Here is a 20,924-nt window from a genome sequence, read left to right as displayed (position 1 = left end):
TTGCTTCTAGTAACTGAACCTTTTTAAAACAAGATTCCCTCCATAGAAAAAAGCACTTCCAAAAGTAGATATACTACTTTTAGAAATGCTTTTTTATCTTTGTTACTTACTATTTTCCTCTGTTACATAAGCCCACTTGAAGCTGTATTCTGGACTGATGTTATGTTTTACAACACCTTTTACGTTTGGTTTCATTACATACGATCTAGCATTTTGATGTAATGGTACAAGCGCCACATCTTCTTCAAGTAACAATTTTTCAGCCTTCCCTAACTCTGTCCAACGTTTCTTCGCATCCGCCATTAAATCTGTCTTACCTTGTTTGATGATTTCATCATATTTTGGATTTGAGTAACTCATTTGGTTTTGAGAGTTTGTTGTTTCAAACATATCTAAATATGTCATTGGATCCGCATAGTCTGGGCTCCAGCCGCCATATGAGAAATCGTAATCTTGTTCAGATTCTAATTTCAGTTTTTGTTTGAATGGCTGCATTTTAATATTTACTGTTACACCTTTTAAGTTTTTCTCAATTTGATCTTTTACATATTCCCCAACTTTTTTCGCATTACTTGTATCATAGTTTAAGAATTCTAATGTTACTTGATCTTTACCAAGTTCTTTTTTCGCTTCTTCCCATGCTGCTGTTGCTTTTTTCGTATCATGTTTTAAACCATTTTTAAACTCTTCTTGGAAATCTTTTCCATCAGGACTCTTTGCTAATCCTTTTGGTACTAAATAATCCGCAGGTTTAGAACCGTCATTTAAAATAACATTTGCTAAATCTTTTTTATTAATAGATAACGCAATTGCTTCACGTAATTTCTTGCTCTTAAGTGGTGTATCTTGATTCGCGCGTTTTTGGTTTAAACGTAAGTAGAATGTGCTTGGTTCAGAATATGTTCCAAACTCTCCTTCTTTGTTTCTATATTTATCAACAAACTCCCCACTTAGTAAGGTAAAGTCAATTTGGCCACTATCATATAGATTTACACGAGTTGCCATATCTTTTACAACACTGTAGTTAATCTCATCTAATTTTACAGTCTTTTTATCCCAATACTTATCATTTTTCTTCAGTTTCCAGCCTTCTTCATGTTTCCAATCCGTTAAAACAAATGGTCCATTGTAAACTGTCGTATCAGACTCTAAACCAAATTTATCGCCCTTTTCTTTTACAAACTTTTCATTTAGTGGATAGTACGATGGAAACGCTGTTAAGTTCAAGAAGTATGGAGTTGGTCTTTCGAGCTCTACTTCAAGTGTGTAATCATCTACTGCTTTGGCGCCTAGTGTAGATACTTCCGCTTTTCCTTTATTAATTGCTTCTGCATTTTTAATGTAATATGCAATAAATGAATACTCTGCAGCTGTATTTGGATCTAGTAAACGTTGCCATGCATACACGAAATCTTTCGCTGTTACTGGATCACCGTTTGACCATTTTGCATCTTTACGAAGTTTAAATGTATATTTTTTACCATCTTCACTTGTTGTGCTAGATTCAGCAGCAGCTGGGATTGGCTTATTATCTTTATCAAGGCGATATAGACCTTCCATTGTATTTCCTAAAATTTGAGAACCAAGTGTATCCGTATTTTTCGAAGTATCCATTGTTGGAATTTCATTTGTTTCTGTACGATTTAGCACTTGTTTTGCTGCTAATTTCTCACCTGATTTGCTATCGCTTCCGCTTGAATTCGTACTTGTTTTTTTGTCTCCACCTGTAGAACATGCTGTCAATGCCATACTCATTGCTAAAACTGGTGCTACGACTGCTGTTAGTTTTTTCATTTTTTTCTTTTTCACTTTTGTACCCTCCCTAATTACCTGTACGTTTCTAGATTAAGAAATTTCTGATAATTCTATTTTTCTTTATATATTTATCAGAAGATTACTATTACTTATTATTCTACTAATTTTTTAATTTTTGTAAAGTATTATTATTAAAAATTTTTAAAATTTTATTTTATTACAGTAACATTCATAAACATTCTTTTTTATTTTACAGAAATTTCTGACTAATAGAACATATATCTTCCTATTCTTCCATTTATTACGATTCAATAAAAAATCATTATGAATTATTGTTAATATATAGTGTATAAATTTAACAAATCCTTTTTTAACAAAATAAAAAAGGCCAGAGAAACTGACCTTTTTATCCGCTATTTTTTCTTTCCGCATCTCAAATAACATCTGTTTATGCTTCTCTTCATTAAATTTACAATGACACGCATACACACAACTCTCCCTCTCCACCTAAAAATTTTCATGTCATTTTTGTGATACAAAACCAAAAAGCAGAGCTTATGAAAGCCCTACTTAATCAACACATCCTATCTCTATCCTTCTTCCTCTTCTTTTTCAACTTTTTTCTTACTTAATCCCAGATGTGTTCGCAGTGTATTACTAAGTTCCCTTAAACTCTTTGTATCTGGATTATAGTAATATACACGTTCACCTTTCGGACCATTTGGCAAATATAAATCATCTCCAACTAATTGAATTTTCTCAATTGAAACATCTAATCCATATTTATAAAACGACAGCATATCATCCAAGGCTAAGTTTGTCTTCAAATCACCATCTACAGCATCAATCATTTTTCCTATTTTCGTAACAGATCCTACACTTTTTAATTTTGTTAATATTGCTTCAATGACGAGTTGCTGGCGCTGTCCCCTCATGGCATCACTATCAATATGACGTGTTCTTGCGAGAGCCAGCGCTTCTTCTCCTGTTAATTTTTGCATTCCTTTTTTCAAATGGATAGCATCGAGTTCATCTTTACTATTTTGCTCCGAAAACTCAATTGGAACATCTATTTCAATACCACCTAAATCATCGACAATTTTGATAAATGAATTAAAATTGAATTTCACAAAATAATCAACCGGTACATGTAATAGTTTTTCTACTGCTTCAACAGACGCTTGTGGACCTCCATCTTTTCCATTCTCTACAAAACCTCTGCCATAAGCATGTGTTATTTTATCTTTTTTCTTTTCAATTGGAACATATGTATACGTATCACGTGGTATACTTATTAACTTGACTGTCTTATCATCCTTATTAAAAGTCGCTAGCAATAATGCGTCTGTATGAAATGCCCCATTATATTCTTTTTGACGCTCCTCATTCTCATCAATCCCCATAATTAACAACGAAACATTATTCGTTATTGGCTTAACAACTTCCTCACGCAAATCAGATTTCTCACCACGTGCTAGACTGAGAGAAGCTTTTTGCACCGTATTTGAAGCTTTATCGTATAAGTACGCAGCGTATCCCACCCCACTAGCTAACAAGATTCCTACAAATATTCCTACTACTGTTCTTTTTTTATATTTTTTCTTATTCTTTTTTTCACGCGAAAGTGAATTTTTCTCCATATTATTTCCCCCGATATATATTATTCAAGACGAATTAAAAACTAGCAAAATAACTAGCTCACTATTTATTCAATACGTTTTTTAATTTTTCATATGAAGAAACATCTTTTTGAAATATGTTTTCATCAATTCCTTTATCTATTTGTATCTTTTCTGTAGTAATAGAATATTGAATCATTCCATTATGAAAACTAAGAAAGTTCAACATAATCCCTGTATTTTTTTCTACAATCATTTCGAATTTCCCTCGTAAGTCTTCGGCTGTACTTAAAGGCATCTCTATATTAATAACGCCCTCTATTTTATAGCAATTTAATCCAAGATATTTTATTTCTTTAAAGTCCCAATCTTTATATCTAATTAACAAATCTGCAAACTCCGATTGAATACTATATTTAGCGAATCCAACATAGTCATCATCATACCGTTTTTTTTCTCCCATTTTATTAAACGCTCTTTCAGTAGGCGTTAATTTTAGTAACTCTTTATTTTTAGATTCTGGCTTCCAGCTCACTTCTTTATATGTATAATCTTTATCATTAAATTCTTGTTTCTTTCCTTTGTTATATAAAACCGTCATTTTTTTTGACTGACGATCCTCTTTAGAAGAAATTCCTCTTTGATTTTTTGTATCAATTGCATACTTATAAGTAGTAATGAGACGAGATGAACTAGAGTACTCTTCAAATTGCCCTGTAACATCTTTAAAATAATCAATTGAATCCAGCATTTTTTGATGAATTTTCTCTTTTTCAGGATAATTTACGTTAAGTTTTGTTTCTTCCTCGTTTTCATAGTCTGAAAATGCCTTTTTCGTTACATATTCAAATACGCCACCTTTTTGCGCAAAACTTTGCATGGAAAATTCAAACATAGAAACGATTGACATTACCATTATTGCCGCACTAACAGCCATAACTTGAACTCTATAAGACTTCTTTTTTACCGGAAGATTATATAATGTATCATTAATTTTCCGTTTCAAATGCTCCGGTAACATCGTCTTTTCTCGTTCTATTCGTTTTTTTAATTTTTCATCAAACAATTCATCCTTATCCAACACATCCCACCTCCTACTCCATTTTTAATTGTTTCTGCAGTTGTTCTCTCGCCCGTGACAACCTCGATTTAACCGTTCCTTTTGGTATTTCTAATAATGCCGCAATATTTTCTTGATTCATATCTTCATAATAGTAGAGTACTGTTACAGCTTTTAATTCTTCGGTTAAAGACTGAATTGCATTATGAAGATCTATATCTTCATAAGAATCAAATGCTATCATGCAATCAACATTTCCTTCTATTGCAATTACCTTTTTTCGCGATCGTATCATTTCATTACACTGATTAATCAGGATTCGAATGCACCATGTTTGGAAAAATTCTTCACTTTTAAGATTTTTTATATTTTCATAAGCTTTTAGAATGGTTGTTTGTATCGCATCTTCTACGTCATTTTCATCATATAGCATTGCCTTAGCTATACGATAGAGTTGAACTTTACGTGTATGTATTAAAGAAACAAATGCTTCATGATCGCCTTTTTTAGCTAAAGAAACATCGCTCTCTTCCTTCACTATCGTTTTATATAACGGTATTACTTTCACTGTTTATCCTCCTGTTTTATTTCTCTCAATAAAACTTTACACTTATTAGACGGATTTGTGAGGAAAAAGGTTCATTTTTTTTGTAATTTTCTAGAAATAAAAAAGATAGTCAATTCCTTTAGGAACTAACTATCTTTTCAACTCTATTTATCCGGCTATTCGCGGGCAACCCAATTGGTGAGGGCTGATAATTAGTGAGGATGAACCCCTTTATCTATAGCGGTAAATCTCTTTTCTTAAACAACACAATCGCTACTGCAAAGATACAAATCGCACCAAAAGTTAGTCCAACACTCACCGGCCATATGTTATATGTCCCTGCCACAATTTCTTTTGGCCGAAACAACGTAAATAATGATATATTTCTCATCCATTCTAGCTTATCGCTTAATTTCCCTACCATATCTAGTAAATAAAACAAAATTGTCACACTAGCAGAAAGACTAAGAGCCTTTCTTTCATCATTACATATACAAGAGAATAAAAATGAATAGGCACTGACTACGAGAAACAACAGTCCCCCAACTAAATTCATTTTGAAAAATACTTCTTGATTTAAATTATTTTCTTCCAAGAGCCACTCTGCTCCTAATACACCTGCCCCATACGTCGCAATTATAATGATTAGTAATCCCAGAATAAGAACTATTCCTTGTGTGATTGCAATTTTCACTCTCGATACCGGTGTTGCCAACAAGTAAGCCATTGCTCCTTTATCTACATAGCGAGCCATTACATGTGTAGCTACCATTACACTAAAAATTGTCAATATAATGAGAAACAACATACCATAGTATTCGCCGGCTAAAAAATCACTTACATTTTGAATCGAATTTTCCATACCAACAATCTTTTTCACACTATCTGGCATAGCATCTATCATTTCATTTAGCCCTTTCGCGGATACGAGCGATGGGAATATCCAAATTAATAACCACAAATAAAGAGCCGCACCAATCGAATAACTCCATATGCTTTTTTGGTTTTCTTTAAAACTAGCTAAAAATAGCTGTTTATTCATGTTTCACACCCTCCTTTGCATCATAATAATGCATAAATAAATGTTCTAAATCCATTGCTCTCGTTTGGAGTACTTTCACATTATACCGAGCAAGTGTTTTTAATACTTCCTGATAATTCCCCTGTACAATAACGGACGCTGTATTCCCCTTTATCGCTTCAAATTGTAAATTTTCTTTTTGTAAAGAACGTATTTCCTCTTGTGACGAAACCGTTACATCCATTACCTGTCTTCTCATCCCCTGTAAATCATGAATGTTTTCTACCGTTACAAGGCGACCATCCTTAATAATAGCTACCCGGTCACATGTCCGCTCAATTTCTGTAAAAATATGAGATGACATGAGAATTGTCTTTCCTTTTTGTTTTTCCTCTAATATTAAATCTATAAATATTTGCTGCATGAGCGGATCTAATCCTGACGTTGGTTCATCCAAAATTAGCACTTCAGGATCATGCATAAATGCAGTTACAATTCCTACTTTTTGTTTCATCCCTTTAGACATTTTTCGAATCGGTGTTTTCACATCAAATTGTAATCTTTCAATGAGCTCATCACGTCTTTTTGTATCTTTCAATCCTCGCATACCTTGCATAAGCTTTAGAAATTCTAATCCATTCATCCCTTCTATAAAAGAAATCTCGCCTGGCAAATAACCAACTTCTCTTTGAATTTTCGCAGCCTCATTCCAGCAGTCTAATCCAAAAATTTCGGCATGACCAGCAGTTGGTTTTATAAATCCCATTAAATTACGAATCGTTGTTGATTTCCCCGCGCCATTTGGTCCTAGGTAACCGAAAACTTCCCCCTCTTTTACTTGAAAAGTAATATCAAATAACCCTTTTCCATTCGAAAACTGTTTTGTGACATTTTGGACTGAAATCATTATTCCACCTCATTTTTGAAATATTTAATTGTTTATATTTCAAAATTATTGTACTCCTCTCCAATCATATTGACAACATTTTTTGAAATATTTTTATATCTATATTTCAAAATTATTGTTTTCATCTCTATTTTCTTGTATATTTTGAATGAGGTGATTATATTGAACGGGTTTGAAAAAGTAAAAGAAAAGAAAAAACGCGCCATTAAAGACGCTGCTTTGTCATTATTTTCAGAACGTGGATTTAACGAAGTAAAAATAGAGGATATTGCAAAAAAGGCTAAAGTATCTCAGGTGACAATTTATAACCATTTTGGAAGTAAAGATGCCCTTTTTAGAGAGCTTATTCAAGAATTTACGACAACTGAATTCCAATACTATCAAAAAATAGCAGCTGAAAACATGCCATTTCACGATATGATGCATAAAATGATACTACGGAAGATGGAAAGTGGCAGTTTATTTCATCCTGAAATGCTATTGCAAGCAACTCAAAAAGATCCAGAACTCCATGAATTTCTATATCGTTATCAGCGCGAGACAGTCCTGCCTTGGTTTTTCGAGATATTAGAAAACGCACAGCATAAAAATGAAATTAATCCAAACCTTTCAAAAGAAATGATGCTATTATACATTCAAATGTTTAGTAAGTTAGGTGAAGATTATGGGGCACAGCTCTTAGAAGGAGATCGTAAAAAACATATAAAAGATATTGTTACGTTGTTTTTTTATGGACTTTCTAATCCCGACAATACGACTCACAAAAATGAAAAAGAAAGTTTGAATTGAGCTATTGAGATCAAAGGGGAATGTTACATGTCACAAGATAAACTGTTCTATGAATTGGTTTGTATGAGCTGTAGACAAATATTTAAAGCATATGAAGGAACGAAAATATACAAACTCTTTAAAGAAAATAGCAATGGAAAACACACTTGTGAGCACTGTAGTCATAATATACAGCTTGAAGCAATTAAAAATTTTTTTAACAAATATTAAAAAATGTTTCTATCTAAACAAATCCATTATATATTTTAAACACGAAACTCATCAAAAAAAGACACGAAATCGTGTCTTTTTTATTTATAGTGAAATAACCCTACCTGTTTCACTACTTTCAATAACAGCTTGAATAACACGAATAACTTGTAAACCTTCTTCCGCTGTTACAGGAACTGGCGCTCCACTTACAATGCTATCTCGAATTCCTTTATAATACATTTCATAGCATCCCACTTCTGTTGGAATACGTTTCACTTCATCTTCTGTTTCTAAAATAGCAAAATTACTTTCACTATCTTCTCCATATCCTGCACTACCTGGCTTCATACCAAGCTTTAATTGCTCTTCTTGTGAGTCCATACCATATTTCACAATCGAACCTTTATCCCCATGAACACTAAAGTGAGGCCCTGCATGTTTTACATAACTGCTGCTATGTAAAATTACACGCTTAAATCCATAGTGAAGCACAACATGAAAATAATCATCTGTTTCTGCTCCAGGTCGCTGCTTTACTACATCTGCACTAATAGCATCTGGTTTTCCGAATAAACGTAATGCTTGGTCAATTAAATGCGACCCTAGATCGTATAAAATCCCTGACCCCGGTAAGTTTTTTTCACGCCAGCGATCGCGTACATGAGGACGGAAACGATCAAAGTGCGCTTCATATGCATACACATTTCCAATTTGTTTCTCCTCAATTAATTTCTTTATTGTTAAGAAATCATTATCAAATCGACGATTATGATACACACTAACAAAAACATCATGCTCTTTCGCCAATCTAATAAGTTCTTCTCCCTCTTCAATTGAAACAACGAAAGGTTTTTCAACAACAACATGTTTGCTATGTAAAATAGCCTCTTTTACAAATGGAAAATGTGTTGTATTTGGTGATGTAATTACAACAAGGTCTATATCATCTCGTTTTACTAATTCTCCAATCGTACGAACCACTTGTACAGTCGGTAATGCTTCTATCACTACCTCTTCTTTTGAAGATACAATCGCACGAATATCAAATTCATCTATCGTTTGTAATAAAGGGATGTGAAATGTTGTACTAGAAAATCCAAATCCGACAATCCCTACACCTATTTTTTTCATATATTTCCTCCATCCATGAGAACGATTTCATATTCATTATAGCAAGTTTTATTTTATTTACATAACCATTTGCTCATTCTTAGATTGGTAAAAATAAAGTGAAACTTTAATTCCTGTGAATTTCTTCATACCCCACTGATTATTCACCCTCACCCCCATTTGCTCTTGCCGAATTTTGAAATGAGAGTCTTACTACCCGCGAATAGCGGGATCAAAATATAGAAGATAAATAGAATTGTAAAAGATGTGTATATTCACATCTTTTTCGACTTTTTAAGGAGCAACCTCATTACCATCAAACTAATAAATCTATTAACTCACCTAAATAACAAAACAAGCTGAATTCTTATAAATAGCTGTAAAGAAAAATTTTTCGTTTTGAGGGCACTTTAAAATATTTACTGGATGAGCGTAGACAGCTCCCTAAAAAAGGATATGCATACTTTCTATTTATCTCATCTTATTTACTTTATTCTTCTATAAGATTTTATAAAATCAATTTTTTCTCAATATACAAAACAAAAACATAATTTATAATAACTCTTGAGCTAATCATTTTTTAAATTTATTTTTTAAATTTATTTTTTATATTCTACTTTCTTAGAGGACTTTATTACATTATTTCCATCTTTAAAAAAGAAAGGTTGAAGTCATGAACAATACAGAAAAAAAACTAGAATACATATTGTTTAGTAGCTGGTCTGTTTCTTTTATTGCAACACTCGGGAGTTTGTATCTGTCTGAAATAATGAAATATGAGCCCTGTACATTATGCTGGTATCAACGTATTCTCATGTATCCACTCGTTCTTTTACTAGGAACAGCTATTATACGGAAAGATTATAGAATTGGGGTTTATAGTTTGGTCCTCGCTATCATTGGCGCATGTATAGCTGCCTATCACTATTCCCTTCAAAAAATCCCATTTTTATCTGAAAACGGAACATCATGTGGGAGAATACCTTGCACAGGAGATTATTTAGATTGGTTCGGATTTATTACAATCCCATTTCTCGCTCTAATAGCCTTTCTTTTTATTATTATTTGTTGCTTTATTCTTATTAAAATAAGCAAGGAGAGAAACAGTATATGAAAAAAATGCTTTTTTTCATTATTACTATTTTATCAATATTTACACTTATTTTTATTCTAACCAATAAAGGAACAAAAAGTGAAAAAACCACAAGTACTGAGGAGGTAGATTATTATAAAAACCAAATTACCCCCGAACAATTACAACAAGATCTATCCAATCACAAAACAAAAATAGTTTATTTCTACAAAACGACCTGTCCGCATTGCCAAAGGATTTCACCAATTGTAGTTCCTATGGCAAAAAATATGAATATTGATATGCAAGTTTTGAATCTAGAAGAATATAAACAAGGTTGGGATATGTTTCAAATAAAAGGAACCCCTACAATTATTTCTTACAAAGACGGGAAAGAAATGAACCGTATATTAGGCGAACAGTCCTTACAAACGTTTCAAACATGGTTTGAAAACAACAAATAAGGATTTATATTTTACCAAAAACATTATTTTTCAAACTTATAACTAGAGTATTGATAAAGAAATAAATATTAGCGTAATTTTTTGTTTTTAACTATACATTCTATTAATTTATAGAGGAGTAAAGGGGGCTCTCCCTCATGCTTACCAATATTGAATACAGTTTAATTTTTGATTTGTTAAGTATGAGGGGGATTCCCCATTTGCAATAAAATATAATTTATTAGGAGGTAACACGTATGTTTAAAAAAGTTGCATTATCAATCGCTTCGGTAGCAGTAGCAGGTTCAGTTTTATTCGCAAGTCAATCGGTAACGGAAGCTGCTTTTTATCCGGTACAAAAAACGGGTTCTGGGCTAGATCTTCGCACGACTCCGACAATAAATGGCCTACGGACTGAATCAAACATTCCAGATGGCACTAAACTTTGGTTATATTGCTATGTAAATGGCGAATCTTATATGGGAAGTAAGGTTTGGGATTTTGTAGATGATAATGGCTATGGTGGTGAGTTAGATCAAGGCTTTGCTCCTGACTATTTCATTAAAACTGGTTCTTCTAAACCAGTTGTTGGATACTGTGCTTTTTAATTGGAAAAACAAGAAAACAGCCTCCTCGGGCTGTTTTCTTGTTTACATAGTAATCCCCCTAGTGGTTAATGGTCTCATCTCACTTTTAGTTTATTGATTTCGTACTACATCAGTCATTACCTTTAATTTGGTGCTTGAGATGAGAAGCAAATAAGTGTAAGCTTCACTCTCACATTTACATTAAGTTTCTATTTTTGGGGATCCGCGCTCATTTTGTATACATCTACTTGTTCACCAGTGCTTAAAAGTAGATGATAATGGCTATGGTGGTGCTTGAGCCAAGGCTTTGCTCCTAATTATTTCATTAAAACTGGTTCTTCCAAGCCAGTTGTTGGATACTGCTCTTTTTAATTAGAAAACACAAGAAAACAGCCTCATCAGGCTGTTCTCTTTTTTACATAGTAATCTCAGTATTGGTTACTGCACTTACCTCATTTTTTGTTTGTTGATCTCGTACCACATCAGTAACTACTTTTACGGATGTAATTTCGTTTGGAGCTTGAGATAAGAAACAGATAAGTGTAAGCTTTATTTTTTCCTTGGCATTTAAGCTTCGATTTTTTGGATCCGCATTCATTTTATATACATCTACTTGTTCACCATTACTTAAAACAAGTGTTTTAAAAGGCCCTTGTTCCAAATTAAGTACTTGATCTGAAGTATTTTCTAAAATAGTTGTAAATTGTATTGCATTCATTTGCTCTGTACTTAGTCCTCGTTCTTTTAAGTTATATTTCCCAATTTCACTTACTTCTGTACTCTGAATTACCTTAATTCTCTCTACTTGAATATGAAGAGGCCCTGCTTCTATCATTGTATTTGGCTCACTTAATTGCTTTAGAACCACTGTTCCAAGTGGATGCTTTGCTTCTTGTCCTACTTGTGTTAATGGCTCTGTATAAGGCTTAGCTTTTACATTCGTTTCAGCTATTGGAGCTTTTTTCGTATCAGATTCTACCTCTTTTTCAGAATTCGTTTGATTAGAACAAGCAGATATAAATATACATACAGATACAGTCATTAAAAAGGAATATACTTTTTTCATTTATGGGCTCCTTTATTACAGAATATAGTTAATATATTTATTACTGTTCTACACTTCTTAAATTATTGTAAATTAACAATGTATTTTTTTGAATACTGAAACCAACAATATATGCAGTCTTATATTGAGAAAATTTATCCCGCACTAACGGGCAGTAATACTCCCACCTCAAAATTCGGCGGGAGCAAAGAAGTTAGGTGGGAGATAAACTGCCCGTAAAGGCCCGATTGGTTCAACTAACAATCAGTGGGGGATGAGGAAAACCCCCACTGTTTAAAGTTTCACTTTATTGTTACATATTTTCGTGTCTGCTTCTTTCAAACATTTCTTTACTTTCATTTGAAGAGTTCGTGATAACAAAAATACCCGAAATAACCAATACCATTCCAAAAATATGATACCAGAAGAGAGGTTCATGTAATATAAAAGCTGATAAAATCACTGTGCTTATAGGCATTAAAGCTGTAAATACTGCCGCTGTCCCCGCTGATACCACTTCTAACCCTTGATTCATTAATAGAACAGCTAATACAGTAATTACAACTCCTGTATATAATACGAGTAACCACGCCAATGGAGATACAGTAAAAAAGTTAAAATGTAAGGATTGATATATCGCAGAAGGTAAAAATAATATCGCACCTGTCAAACTCATAATTGTTGTCATTGTTAAAGGTCTTAAAGGCGTAGAAATTAATTTCCCAAAGGAAAAGAAAATTGCTTCTCCAATCACAGCGCAGAAGATTAACATATTTCCTGTTAATGAGTGCGAGCCTACATTAAAATTTGAAAGTTGACCAAAAACATTGATAGACAATGTACCTAAAATAGTTAATAGAATCCCTCCTATTTTATTCATTCCTAGTCTTTCTTTTAGAAAAAAATAAGAGATTAAAGCCATTATTGCAGGCGTACAACTCATAATGATGCCGCTATCTAAAGCTGTTGTTTGTTTTAAACCATATAATGTGCAAACACTAAATAAAAACACACCTATAAAACTTTGAAGAAAAAATATAATGTAATCCTTTTTTACTAGTTTAGGCATTTTTTCACCTTTATATAAAAATAAAGGAAGTAATATTAAGGAAGCAATTAGTAATCTAAGCTCTGAAGCAATAAATATAGGAAGTTCTTTAATAATGTACTTATTAACAATAACGAAACTTCCAATTGCAACCATTGCAAATGACATTTGAATATAAGCAATTGTTTGTTTGGACATATTGGATTCCTTTCTCACTAAATTGTTAGTATTAAAAGCTTTATTTAGCATGTTGCTTTTTATTATTTTGATATTCAACTGGTTACATAGCATAAACTCTTAAGCCTTCATGAGTTGAAAGATCTTCTATGCACGATGATTTCATGATTAATTACCTTTTGGGTGAAAACTCGTTTATAGTGAATTGGCTCTTTTAAAAAATAAGGATTTCTAAAAATCATAACTAACAATAGCATGCAGCATCTTATATTTGCAAAATAAAAAATTGATTATCTTTTGAGAAATTTATACTGAATCATCAACCATAGAATAAAAAAAATTTTTTATGGTTATATTTCTTATCCTTCAAAAACACTATTATTTTAAAATATCTTACATATTTCTTTATTTTATTTGAATGCTTATATTTTCAATAAACTTTCTAGGTATTAATTTTTATGTTGAGAAAAATAATTATATTCAGAATATTATTGACGATTATTTTTTTAGAATGATACTATGAACAACGTGATAAACAAGTTTCAAATTAGCACCTAAACTCTATATGATGGCAGTGTAGCCAAGTGGTAAGGCATAGGTCTGCAAAACCTAATTCCTTGGTTCAAATCCAAGCACTGCCTCCATACATTTTAAGGGGGTAACATATGTCGAATTCAATGAATGTAAAAAAGAAAGGAATTCATCAATTAGTTGCATCAGAAGAAGAGATGATCAAGTTAATCAGTGAAGAATTAAAAAATACTACTCAAGAAGAATTAGTAATTATGTCAGGGCACTTTATGCTCTTTTTTGATGAAGAAACAAATAGCTTAACTCCTGGAATTATCGAAGAACAGAAAACAGATGTGATGAAAGAAAGGATTTCACGTAGAGTAGGTATATTCCCTTTATACACGTGGAATATCGGAATTCAATTAGGCAAGCAATTTTATGAACAATTTAGAGACATTAAATACCTACTATTAATTAACGATTGGCAATATGTTCCATCTGCAAATGCAAGCGTTAGTGATCTTCGTAAAGAGTTTTATGAGAGATATACAGAAATTCCAGAAGCTTACGTTACAAGTTTAGAAAAGAGTAAGTACTTTAATCAACAGAGTATCTTGTCTAGCCGAAAAAATCCGATCTTTTTCCCTGAAACTTGGCTTAAATATAGATTTCAAAAAAGTGCTAGTAAGCTAGTAAAAGAAGGAAAATTAGAAAAAAGAATGCTAAACGATCGAGAAAATCAATCCGAAGTATCATTTGTAGATGCGGATGGAAATTATAAAACATTAATTAGTTGTGGTGTAACTGGATGTGCAGGAGAAATTACAGAAATGATAGCTGAGGTACATAAGGCAGGTTATAGAGCATTGTTATTATTCGCACCTGGAGAATGTTACCAACCAGTACGTACAGGTATTGAAATCGCTCTTAATCTATATAATTTAACCGGGATGAAAGTTATTGTTGTGGATCCTGGTGGAAGTGGTGAAATGTCAAAAGAAGAAATCTATGAAAAAACCGTTAATTTCTCTGTGTTTTCTTCGTGATAAAGGAGGGCAATGCTTATGAGACAGGTGTACTTAGATTATGCTGCTACTACTCCATGTCATAATAAAGTGATCGAAGTGGTAGAAAAGTACATGAAAACAGAATTTGCAAATCCTTCATCTCAGCATGTGATGGGAAAAAAAGCACAGTATGCGGTGTATCAAGCGAAAAGTAAGATTGCAATTTCTATTGGTGCTCATAAAGAAGAAATAATATTTACTTCGGGGGCAACAGAAAGTAACAACTTGGCATTGTTAGGAGCAATTGATTATCATGAAAAAGAACCTGTAAATGTAATTCTCTCACCTATAGACCATAAATCGATTTTAGAGGTTGGAAAAGAGTTACAAAGAAGAGGTATTATCGTAAAATATGTGGACATTAAACGTGATGGAACCATTTGCTTAGATTCATTGAGACGCTTATTAGATGATGATACAAGGGTTGTTAGTTTTGCATATGTTAATTCCGAGGTGGGAACAATTCAACCTATCAATGAGATCTCTGCTTTATGCAGAAAGTATAAAACATTGATACATGTAGATGCTGTTCAAGCTTTTGGAAAAATACCAATAGATGTGAAAGAATTGGATATAGATACTTTATCATTATCGGGACATAAAATTTATGGACCAAAAGGTGTAGGCATTTTATATGTAAACCAGCACAAACAGGAATATTTCCGTCCTTTATTATTTGGAGGTGAGCAAACATATTTGCGCAGTGGAACATTACCAACTTCACTAATAGCTGGTATGGGCGTAGCAAGTGATATAGCTATATTAGAATTAAAAGAGAATTATGAAAAAGCACTGAAATTAAGAACAATTGTTATAAATCAAATTCAACAAGAAATACCCCTTTCTCGCGTAAATGTATGTATGGAAAATAGCATACCTCATATCATAAATATAATGATCCCAAATATTAGTTCAGAAACACTTATAGCAGGTATGAGAACTGTTTCTATTTCTTCGGGATCTGCTTGTAATTCAAACAGCTTAGAACCGTCATATGTATTACAAGAGATTGGATTATCAAAAGAAGAAGCTAATAGTTCTATTCGTATATCAATTAGTCCCTATTTAAGCGAAGAAGAACTTTTATACGCTGTTGATGAGATTATAGCTAAAATTAAAGATATTTATTGTGTGCAACAGGGATTTTAAAAATAATAGAAAAAAGCACTCTTTTTTCTATATACCTTCACAGAAAGAATAGTGCTTTTTTATGCTTCACAACAGTCTAAGATTTTAATAAAAAGTTATAACTTAAAACAATATATTTTCGAGAGTACCTCATAGTCCTAATAGGATGGTGACATACTGTACTCCCTTTCTTTCAATCAATATATAATTACCTTTATTTTTTCATCCTAATTCTTTTTGGTTTACTTTCATGAAAAAACTAAAAAAATTAGAATCGTGGTGAGTTTAAAACCCTACTACTCCAAGAAACCCATGTTCTATATAGAACATGGGTTTCACTAATAAGATGAGTATATATTTAATTAAAATTCTTACTATCGTTTATTCACTCTGTCCGCTTCTTCGTCCACGTTTCGACCACTTCACCTGTATCCGTAACATCTAAGACTAAACTACCATTACTATACCGGTCTTTATTACGAAACGCTTTTGGATCTATTTCTTCGACAATCTGTTTTTCTGTTTTCATATAAACAAGTTCATCATCTCGAACAATTTCAATACCAACAATACGGTACGGATTACGTTTTAACTCTTTAAAGATAACAAGACCGCGCTTTGCCCTTGTTGATTTCTCAATCTCAGAAGCTTTCAATCGCTTAACCGCGCCTCGCTGCGTGACAAGAATCAATTGATCTTTTTCACTATTTAACGGCTTACCAGAAGCAACGTAGTCATCTTCTTTTAAATTAATCGCTTTTACACCAGCTGCTCTTACACCAACTGGACTTACCTCTTCTTCGTTAAAAATAAGTGCATATGCGCCATGTGTTGCAAGAACAATATCACTTGTTCCGTCTGTTGCGAATATATCTACAACTTCATCATCTTTTTTCAAGTTTACAGCAACGAACGCCCTTGAATAGCGCTGCACTTTATACTGATTTAGTTCCGTTTTCTTAATCATACCATTTCGCGTTACAAACACTACGAAACGTTTTTCTTCCTCAAAGTTCTGTACAACCGTTGCCCAAATTAACGTCTCATCTCGTTCAAGCGAAACAATATTCGCTACATGCTGGCCTAAATCTTTCCAACGAATATCTGGCATCTCATATACTGGAAGATAAATATAATTTCCTTTATTCGTGAATAAAAGAACTGTTTCTGTTGTGTTTGTATCGAAACGTTCCAGTAAGATGTCGCCTTCTTTCATACCGAAGTCTTTCCCGTTCGATGCATTATGTGAACGCCAGCCTGTTCGTTTTACATACCCTTCTTTCGTTACAGTAACGATGACATCTTCTTGCGGAATCATAACTTCCACATCAATTTTTATTTCTTCAATTTCTTCTTCAATAACCGCACGACGATTATCACTATACGTTTTCTTTACTCTCTTTAAATCCACTTTAATAACTTGCAGAAGCTTTTTCTCACTTTGTAAAATCGCTTGTAATTCTGAAATTTTCTTTTGCAGTTCTTCTGCTTCTTTCTCCAGTGCGGTAATATCTGTATTCGTTAAACGATACAATTGCAGTGATACGATTGCTTCCGCTTGCGCTTCTGTAAACCCAAATTTTGCACTTAAGTTGTCTTTTGCATTACGTTTATCTTTAGATGCTCGAATGGTTTCAATTACCTCATCTAAAATCGATAATGCTTTCATTAAACCTGCTACAATATGCTGGCGGTTTTCTGCTTTTCTAAGTTCATATTCTGAACGACGTGTAACAACTTCTCTTTGATGTCCAATGTACGCATCTAAAATCTTCGGTAACGTCATAAGCGTCGGACGACGATTATTTATAGCTACCATATTGAAGTTATATGGAATTTGTAAATCAGTATTTTTATATAAATAATTTAAAATACCTTCTGCGTTTGCTTCCTTTTTTAATTCCACAACAATACGAAGACCTGTACGATCTGTCTCATCACGGACTTCAGCAATCCCATCCAGTTTTTTATCTAGACGTAATTCGTCCATTTTTTTTACTAGATTCGCCTTGTTTACTTCATATGGAATTTCTGTAATAACAATTTGTTGCTTACCACCACGAATCGTTTCAACTTCTGCTTTTCCGCGAATGATGATTTTTCCTTTGCCTGTTTCATACGCTTTTTTAATTCCATCAAGCCCTTGAATAATACCACCTGTTGGGAAATCAGGCCCTTTAATAACCGTTAATAAGTCATCTACCGTACTATTAGGCTTATCAATACGCATCATTGTTGCATCGATTACTTCACCAAGGTGATGAGGTGGAATTTCTGTTGCATATCCAGCTGAAATTCCTGTCGATCCGTTTACTAATAGATTCGGGAACATTGCTGGCAAAACAACTGGTTCTTCACTTGTATCATCAAAGTTTGATACGAATTCTACTGTTTCCTTATCGATATCACGAAGCAATTCAGAGGCAATTGGCGATAAACGAGCTTCTGTATAACGCATCGCTGCCGCTGGGTCACCATCTACACTACCATTATTCCCATGCATTTCAACTAATACGTTACGCACTTTCCAATCTTGACTTAAACGTACCATCGCTTCATATACAGAGGAATCACCATGTGGATGGTAATTACCAATAACGTTACCAACTGTTTTAGCCGATTTACGAAACGGCTTGTCATGTACGTTTCCTTCTACATACATGGAATATAAAATACGACGTTGTACTGGTTTTAAACCATCACGCGCATCTGGAAGCGCGCGATCTTGAATAATATATTTACTGTAACGTGCAAAGCGATCACCTAACACGTCTTCAAGCGGGAGGTCATGAAACTTCTCTGCTTGCATGTTATTCCACCTCCGTCTCCATAATCATTTCATTTTCTAAAATATTTCCTTCTTCTTGCATACCGAATTGTACATTTCGCTCGATCCACTTACGGCGAGGCTCTACTTTATCACCCATCAACGTCGTAACACGGCGTTCAGCTCTTGCTGCATCATCAATTTTCACGCGAATTAGCGTACGTGTCTCTGGATTCATTGTCGTTTCCCATAACTGATCCGCGTTCATTTCGCCCAAACCTTTATAACGCTGCAACATATAGCCTTTACCGACCTTTTTCGTCACATCGTCTAACTCTTCATCTGACCACGCATATTCAATTACTTCGCTTTTCCCTTTTCCTTTACTTACTTTATATAAAGGTGGAAGAGCAATAAATACTTTACCTGCTTCAATTAACGGCTTCATATATCGGTAGAAGAATGTAAGTAATAACACTTGAATATGTGCGCCATCTGTATCAGCATCGGTCATAATTACAACTTTATCATAGTTAATATCTTCGACAGAAAATTCGTTTCCAACACCACCGCCGATTGCATAAATAATGGTATTAATCTCTTCATTCTTGAAAATATCAGCAAGCTTTGCTTTTTCCGTGTTAATTACTTTACCTCTTAGCGGCAGCACTGCCTGGAAACGACGATCGCGCCCTTGCTTCGCAGAGCCACCAGCAGAGTCACCCTCTACTAAATATAACTCGTTCTTTTGTGGGTTACGAGATTGCGCAGGTGTTAACTTGCCGCTCAATGTTCCTTCCGAGCGTTTTTTCTTTTTACCAGTTCTCGCTTCTTCTCTAGCTTTACGAGCTGCTTCACGCGCTTGTGCTGCTTTAATCGCTTTTTTCACAAGAAGAGTTGCTACATCTGGATTTTCTTCTAAAAAGTATGCTAAGTGTTCGGACACAATCGCATCTATGGATGAACGTGCTTCACTTGTTCCAAGTTTCCCTTTTGTTTGACCTTCAAATTGTAGTAAATTCTCCGGCACACGTACAGAAACAATTGCCGCTAACCCTTCGCGAATATCCGTACCTTCTAAATTTTTATCTTTCTCTTTTAACATTGAAACTTTACGAGCATATTCATTAAAAACACGTGTCATTGCTGTTTTAAATCCAGCTTCATGTGTCCCACCGTCTTTCGTACGTACATTGTTTACGAATGAAAGAATGTTTTCTGAATAGCCATCGTTAAATTGAAATGCAAGTTCTGCTTCAATTCCATTTTGTTCACCAGCAAAGTATACAACTGGATGGATAGAGTCCTTTTCTTCATTTAAATAAGAAACGAATGCTTCAATTCCTGTTTCATAATGGAAAACGTCTTCTAAATCATTTCGTTCGTCTTTTATAGTAATTTTCATGCCTTTTAACAGAAAGGCAGATTCACGCAATCTCTCACATAACGTTTCATAATTATAATTTGTTGTACTGAAAATAGATGGATCTGGTTTAAAATGCATCGTTGTTCCAGATTGTTTCGTTTTTCCGATTTTCTCTAGTGTTGTTACAGGCACACCACCATTTTCAAAACGTTGTTCATATATATTTCCATCACGTTTAATCGTTACAACGAGCCATTCTGATAAAGCATTTACAACTGATGCACCAACACCGTGTAAACCGCCACTTGTTTTATAGCCTCCTTGTCCAAACTTCCCACCTGCATGAAGTACAGTTAAAATCACTTCAGGTGTAGGCTTTCCAAGTTTATGCATTCCTGTAGGCATCCCGCGCCCTTTATCAATTACACTAATACTATTATCTTTATGTATTACGACAGAAATTTCGTCGCCAAATCCCGCTAATGCTTCATCAACGGAGTTATCTACTATTTCGTATACTAAATGATGCAATCCACGGCTGTCCGTGCTCCCGATATACATACCCGGGCGTTTTCGAACGGCTTCAAGACCTTCAAGCACTTGAATGGCATCTTCATTATATTGAAACTGATGCTTTGCCAAACTCCTTGCCCCTTTCCTAATCAAATCAGAACATATGTTTCTATTATAGAATAACGCCTTAACCATACT

At 33.7% G+C, this 20,924-nt stretch carries 18 protein-coding genes and 1 tRNA gene; 8 read left to right on the top strand and 11 right to left on the bottom strand.

Features of this window, described 5'->3' with window-relative positions; genetic code table 11:
• Positions 1–102 precede the first annotated feature (102 nt).
• From LOK41_RS10205 to LOK41_RS10180, 6 genes are all read right to left on the bottom strand, one after another.
• The gene (locus LOK41_RS10205) at positions 103–1,809 is read right to left on the bottom strand and encodes a peptide ABC transporter substrate-binding protein (RefSeq protein WP_241816362.1); all 1,707 of its coding nucleotides are present in this window, start codon (positions 1,807–1,809) and stop codon (positions 103–105) included.
• Between the two features lie 536 nt (positions 1,810–2,345).
• Positions 2,346–3,395, bottom strand: coding sequence for an LCP family protein (locus tag LOK41_RS10200; RefSeq protein WP_241816361.1), 1,050 nt, complete (start codon positions 3,393–3,395; stop codon positions 2,346–2,348).
• A 61-nt stretch (positions 3,396–3,456) separates the two neighbouring features.
• On the bottom strand, positions 3,457–4,455 hold the full coding sequence (locus tag LOK41_RS10195) for an anti-sigma factor (protein ID WP_241816360.1): 999 nt from the start codon (positions 4,453–4,455) through the stop codon (positions 3,457–3,459).
• Between the two features lie 13 nt (positions 4,456–4,468).
• The gene (locus tag LOK41_RS10190) at positions 4,469–5,002 is read right to left on the bottom strand and encodes an RNA polymerase sigma factor (protein WP_241816359.1); all 534 of its coding nucleotides are present in this window, start codon (positions 5,000–5,002) and stop codon (positions 4,469–4,471) included.
• Between the two features lie 214 nt (positions 5,003–5,216).
• Positions 5,217–6,023 (bottom strand): ABC transporter permease subunit, encoded by an 807-nt coding sequence (locus LOK41_RS10185; protein WP_241816358.1) that lies wholly within the window; start codon positions 6,021–6,023, stop codon positions 5,217–5,219.
• Complete coding sequence (locus tag LOK41_RS10180) at positions 6,016–6,909, bottom strand: ABC transporter ATP-binding protein (protein ID WP_241816357.1); 894 nt, start codon at positions 6,907–6,909, stop codon at positions 6,016–6,018. Before LOK41_RS10180 ends, LOK41_RS10185 begins: the two co-directional genes overlap by 8 nt.
• Before the next feature lie 135 nt (positions 6,910–7,044).
• On the opposite strand from LOK41_RS10180, the gene LOK41_RS10175 reads away from it, so the two are divergent.
• Together LOK41_RS10175 and LOK41_RS10170 are read left to right on the top strand one after the other, a co-directional pair.
• Positions 7,045–7,698 (top strand): TetR/AcrR family transcriptional regulator, encoded by a 654-nt coding sequence (locus tag LOK41_RS10175; protein WP_241816356.1) that lies wholly within the window; start codon positions 7,045–7,047, stop codon positions 7,696–7,698.
• Positions 7,699–7,725: 27 nt separating this feature from the next.
• Positions 7,726–7,908: a hypothetical protein gene (locus LOK41_RS10170; protein WP_241816355.1), complete on the top strand. Its 183-nt coding sequence runs from the start codon at positions 7,726–7,728 to the stop codon at positions 7,906–7,908.
• An 84-nt stretch (positions 7,909–7,992) separates the two neighbouring features.
• Here LOK41_RS10170 and LOK41_RS10165 read toward each other — a convergent pair whose 3' ends face one another.
• A complete protein-coding gene (locus tag LOK41_RS10165; RefSeq protein ID WP_241816354.1) occupies positions 7,993–9,021 on the bottom strand; it encodes an oxidoreductase in 1,029 nt (342 codons plus the stop codon).
• Between the two features lie 652 nt (positions 9,022–9,673).
• Between LOK41_RS10165 and LOK41_RS10160 the strand changes: the two genes are divergently transcribed.
• From LOK41_RS10160 to LOK41_RS10150, 3 genes are all read left to right on the top strand, one after another.
• Positions 9,674–10,114, top strand: a complete 441-nt coding sequence (locus LOK41_RS10160) for a disulfide oxidoreductase (RefSeq protein ID WP_174101409.1) — start codon at positions 9,674–9,676, stop codon at positions 10,112–10,114.
• A complete protein-coding gene (locus LOK41_RS10155; protein WP_174101408.1) occupies positions 10,111–10,536 on the top strand; it encodes a thioredoxin family protein in 426 nt (141 codons plus the stop codon). Before LOK41_RS10160 ends, LOK41_RS10155 begins: the two co-directional genes overlap by 4 nt.
• A gap of 236 nt (positions 10,537–10,772) precedes the next feature.
• A complete protein-coding gene (locus LOK41_RS10150) occupies positions 10,773–11,123 on the top strand; it encodes a hypothetical protein (protein ID WP_000475221.1) in 351 nt (116 codons plus the stop codon).
• A gap of 394 nt (positions 11,124–11,517) precedes the next feature.
• Here the strand turns inward: LOK41_RS10150 and LOK41_RS10145 are convergent, their stop codons facing one another.
• A complete protein-coding gene (locus tag LOK41_RS10145; protein ID WP_241816353.1) occupies positions 11,518–12,168 on the bottom strand; it encodes a hypothetical protein in 651 nt (216 codons plus the stop codon).
• Between the two features lie 292 nt (positions 12,169–12,460).
• Positions 12,461–13,393: a DMT family transporter gene (locus tag LOK41_RS10140; RefSeq protein WP_241816352.1), complete on the bottom strand. Its 933-nt coding sequence runs from the start codon at positions 13,391–13,393 to the stop codon at positions 12,461–12,463.
• 549 nt (positions 13,394–13,942) lie between these two features.
• Here LOK41_RS10140 and LOK41_RS10135 point away from each other — a divergent pair.
• The 3 genes from LOK41_RS10135 to LOK41_RS10125 all read left to right on the top strand — a co-directional run bounded on the left by LOK41_RS10135 (position 13,943) and on the right by LOK41_RS10125 (position 16,101).
• Positions 13,943–14,016: transfer RNA gene (locus LOK41_RS10135), tRNA-Cys, on the top strand.
• 21 nt (positions 14,017–14,037) lie between these two features.
• Complete coding sequence (locus tag LOK41_RS10130; RefSeq protein WP_241816351.1) at positions 14,038–14,931, top strand: LPD16 domain-containing protein; 894 nt, start codon at positions 14,038–14,040, stop codon at positions 14,929–14,931.
• 18 nt (positions 14,932–14,949) lie between these two features.
• Positions 14,950–16,101 carry a cysteine desulfurase family protein gene (locus LOK41_RS10125; RefSeq protein ID WP_241816350.1) on the top strand — a complete coding sequence of 384 codons (1,152 nt, stop codon included), beginning with the start codon at positions 14,950–14,952 and terminating at the stop codon, positions 16,099–16,101.
• Between the two features lie 364 nt (positions 16,102–16,465).
• Here the strand turns inward: LOK41_RS10125 and parC are convergent, their stop codons facing one another.
• Complete coding sequence (gene parC / locus LOK41_RS10120; RefSeq protein WP_241816349.1) at positions 16,466–18,889, bottom strand: DNA topoisomerase IV subunit A; 2,424 nt, start codon at positions 18,887–18,889, stop codon at positions 16,466–16,468.
• A gap of 1 nt (position 18,890) precedes the next feature.
• Entirely contained in the window at positions 18,891–20,855 is a 1,965-nt protein-coding gene (gene parE / locus LOK41_RS10115; protein ID WP_241816348.1) for a DNA topoisomerase IV subunit B, read from the bottom strand.
• Positions 20,856–20,924: the final 69 nt, after the last annotated feature.

The sequence above is a fragment of the Bacillus sp. TL12 genome (assembly GCF_022625245.1).
In the GTDB taxonomy this organism is placed as follows: domain Bacteria; phylum Bacillota; class Bacilli; order Bacillales; family Bacillaceae_G; genus Bacillus_A.
This window is presented reverse-complemented; position numbering and strand designations above follow the sequence as displayed.

Bases quoted from the DNA above. Each gene is read 5' to 3' on its own strand.
- LOK41_RS10145 (WP_241816353.1), bottom strand. From the start codon at position 12,168: ATGAAAAAAGTATATTCCTTTTTAATGACTGTATCTGTATGTATATTT.
- LOK41_RS10130 (WP_241816351.1), top strand. From the start codon at position 14,038: ATGTCGAATTCAATGAATGTAAAAAAGAAAGGAATTCATCAATTAGTT.
- parC (WP_241816349.1), bottom strand. From the start codon at position 18,889: ATGCAAGCAGAGAAGTTTCATGACCTCCCGCTTGAAGACGTGTTAGGT.
- LOK41_RS10150 (WP_000475221.1), top strand. From the start codon at position 10,773: ATGTTTAAAAAAGTTGCATTATCAATCGCTTCGGTAGCAGTAGCAGGT.
- LOK41_RS10180 (WP_241816357.1), bottom strand. From the start codon at position 6,909: ATGATTTCAGTCCAAAATGTCACAAAACAGTTTTCGAATGGAAAAGGG.
- LOK41_RS10160 (WP_174101409.1), top strand. From the start codon at position 9,674: ATGAACAATACAGAAAAAAAACTAGAATACATATTGTTTAGTAGCTGG.
- LOK41_RS10170 (WP_241816355.1), top strand. From the start codon at position 7,726: ATGTCACAAGATAAACTGTTCTATGAATTGGTTTGTATGAGCTGTAGA.
- LOK41_RS10200 (WP_241816361.1), bottom strand. From the start codon at position 3,395: ATGGAGAAAAATTCACTTTCGCGTGAAAAAAAGAATAAGAAAAAATAT.
- LOK41_RS10125 (WP_241816350.1), top strand. From the start codon at position 14,950: ATGAGACAGGTGTACTTAGATTATGCTGCTACTACTCCATGTCATAAT.
- LOK41_RS10185 (WP_241816358.1), bottom strand. From the start codon at position 6,023: ATGAATAAACAGCTATTTTTAGCTAGTTTTAAAGAAAACCAAAAAAGC.
- LOK41_RS10165 (WP_241816354.1), bottom strand. From the start codon at position 9,021: ATGAAAAAAATAGGTGTAGGGATTGTCGGATTTGGATTTTCTAGTACA.
- LOK41_RS10140 (WP_241816352.1), bottom strand. From the start codon at position 13,393: ATGTCCAAACAAACAATTGCTTATATTCAAATGTCATTTGCAATGGTT.
- LOK41_RS10155 (WP_174101408.1), top strand. From the start codon at position 10,111: ATGAAAAAAATGCTTTTTTTCATTATTACTATTTTATCAATATTTACA.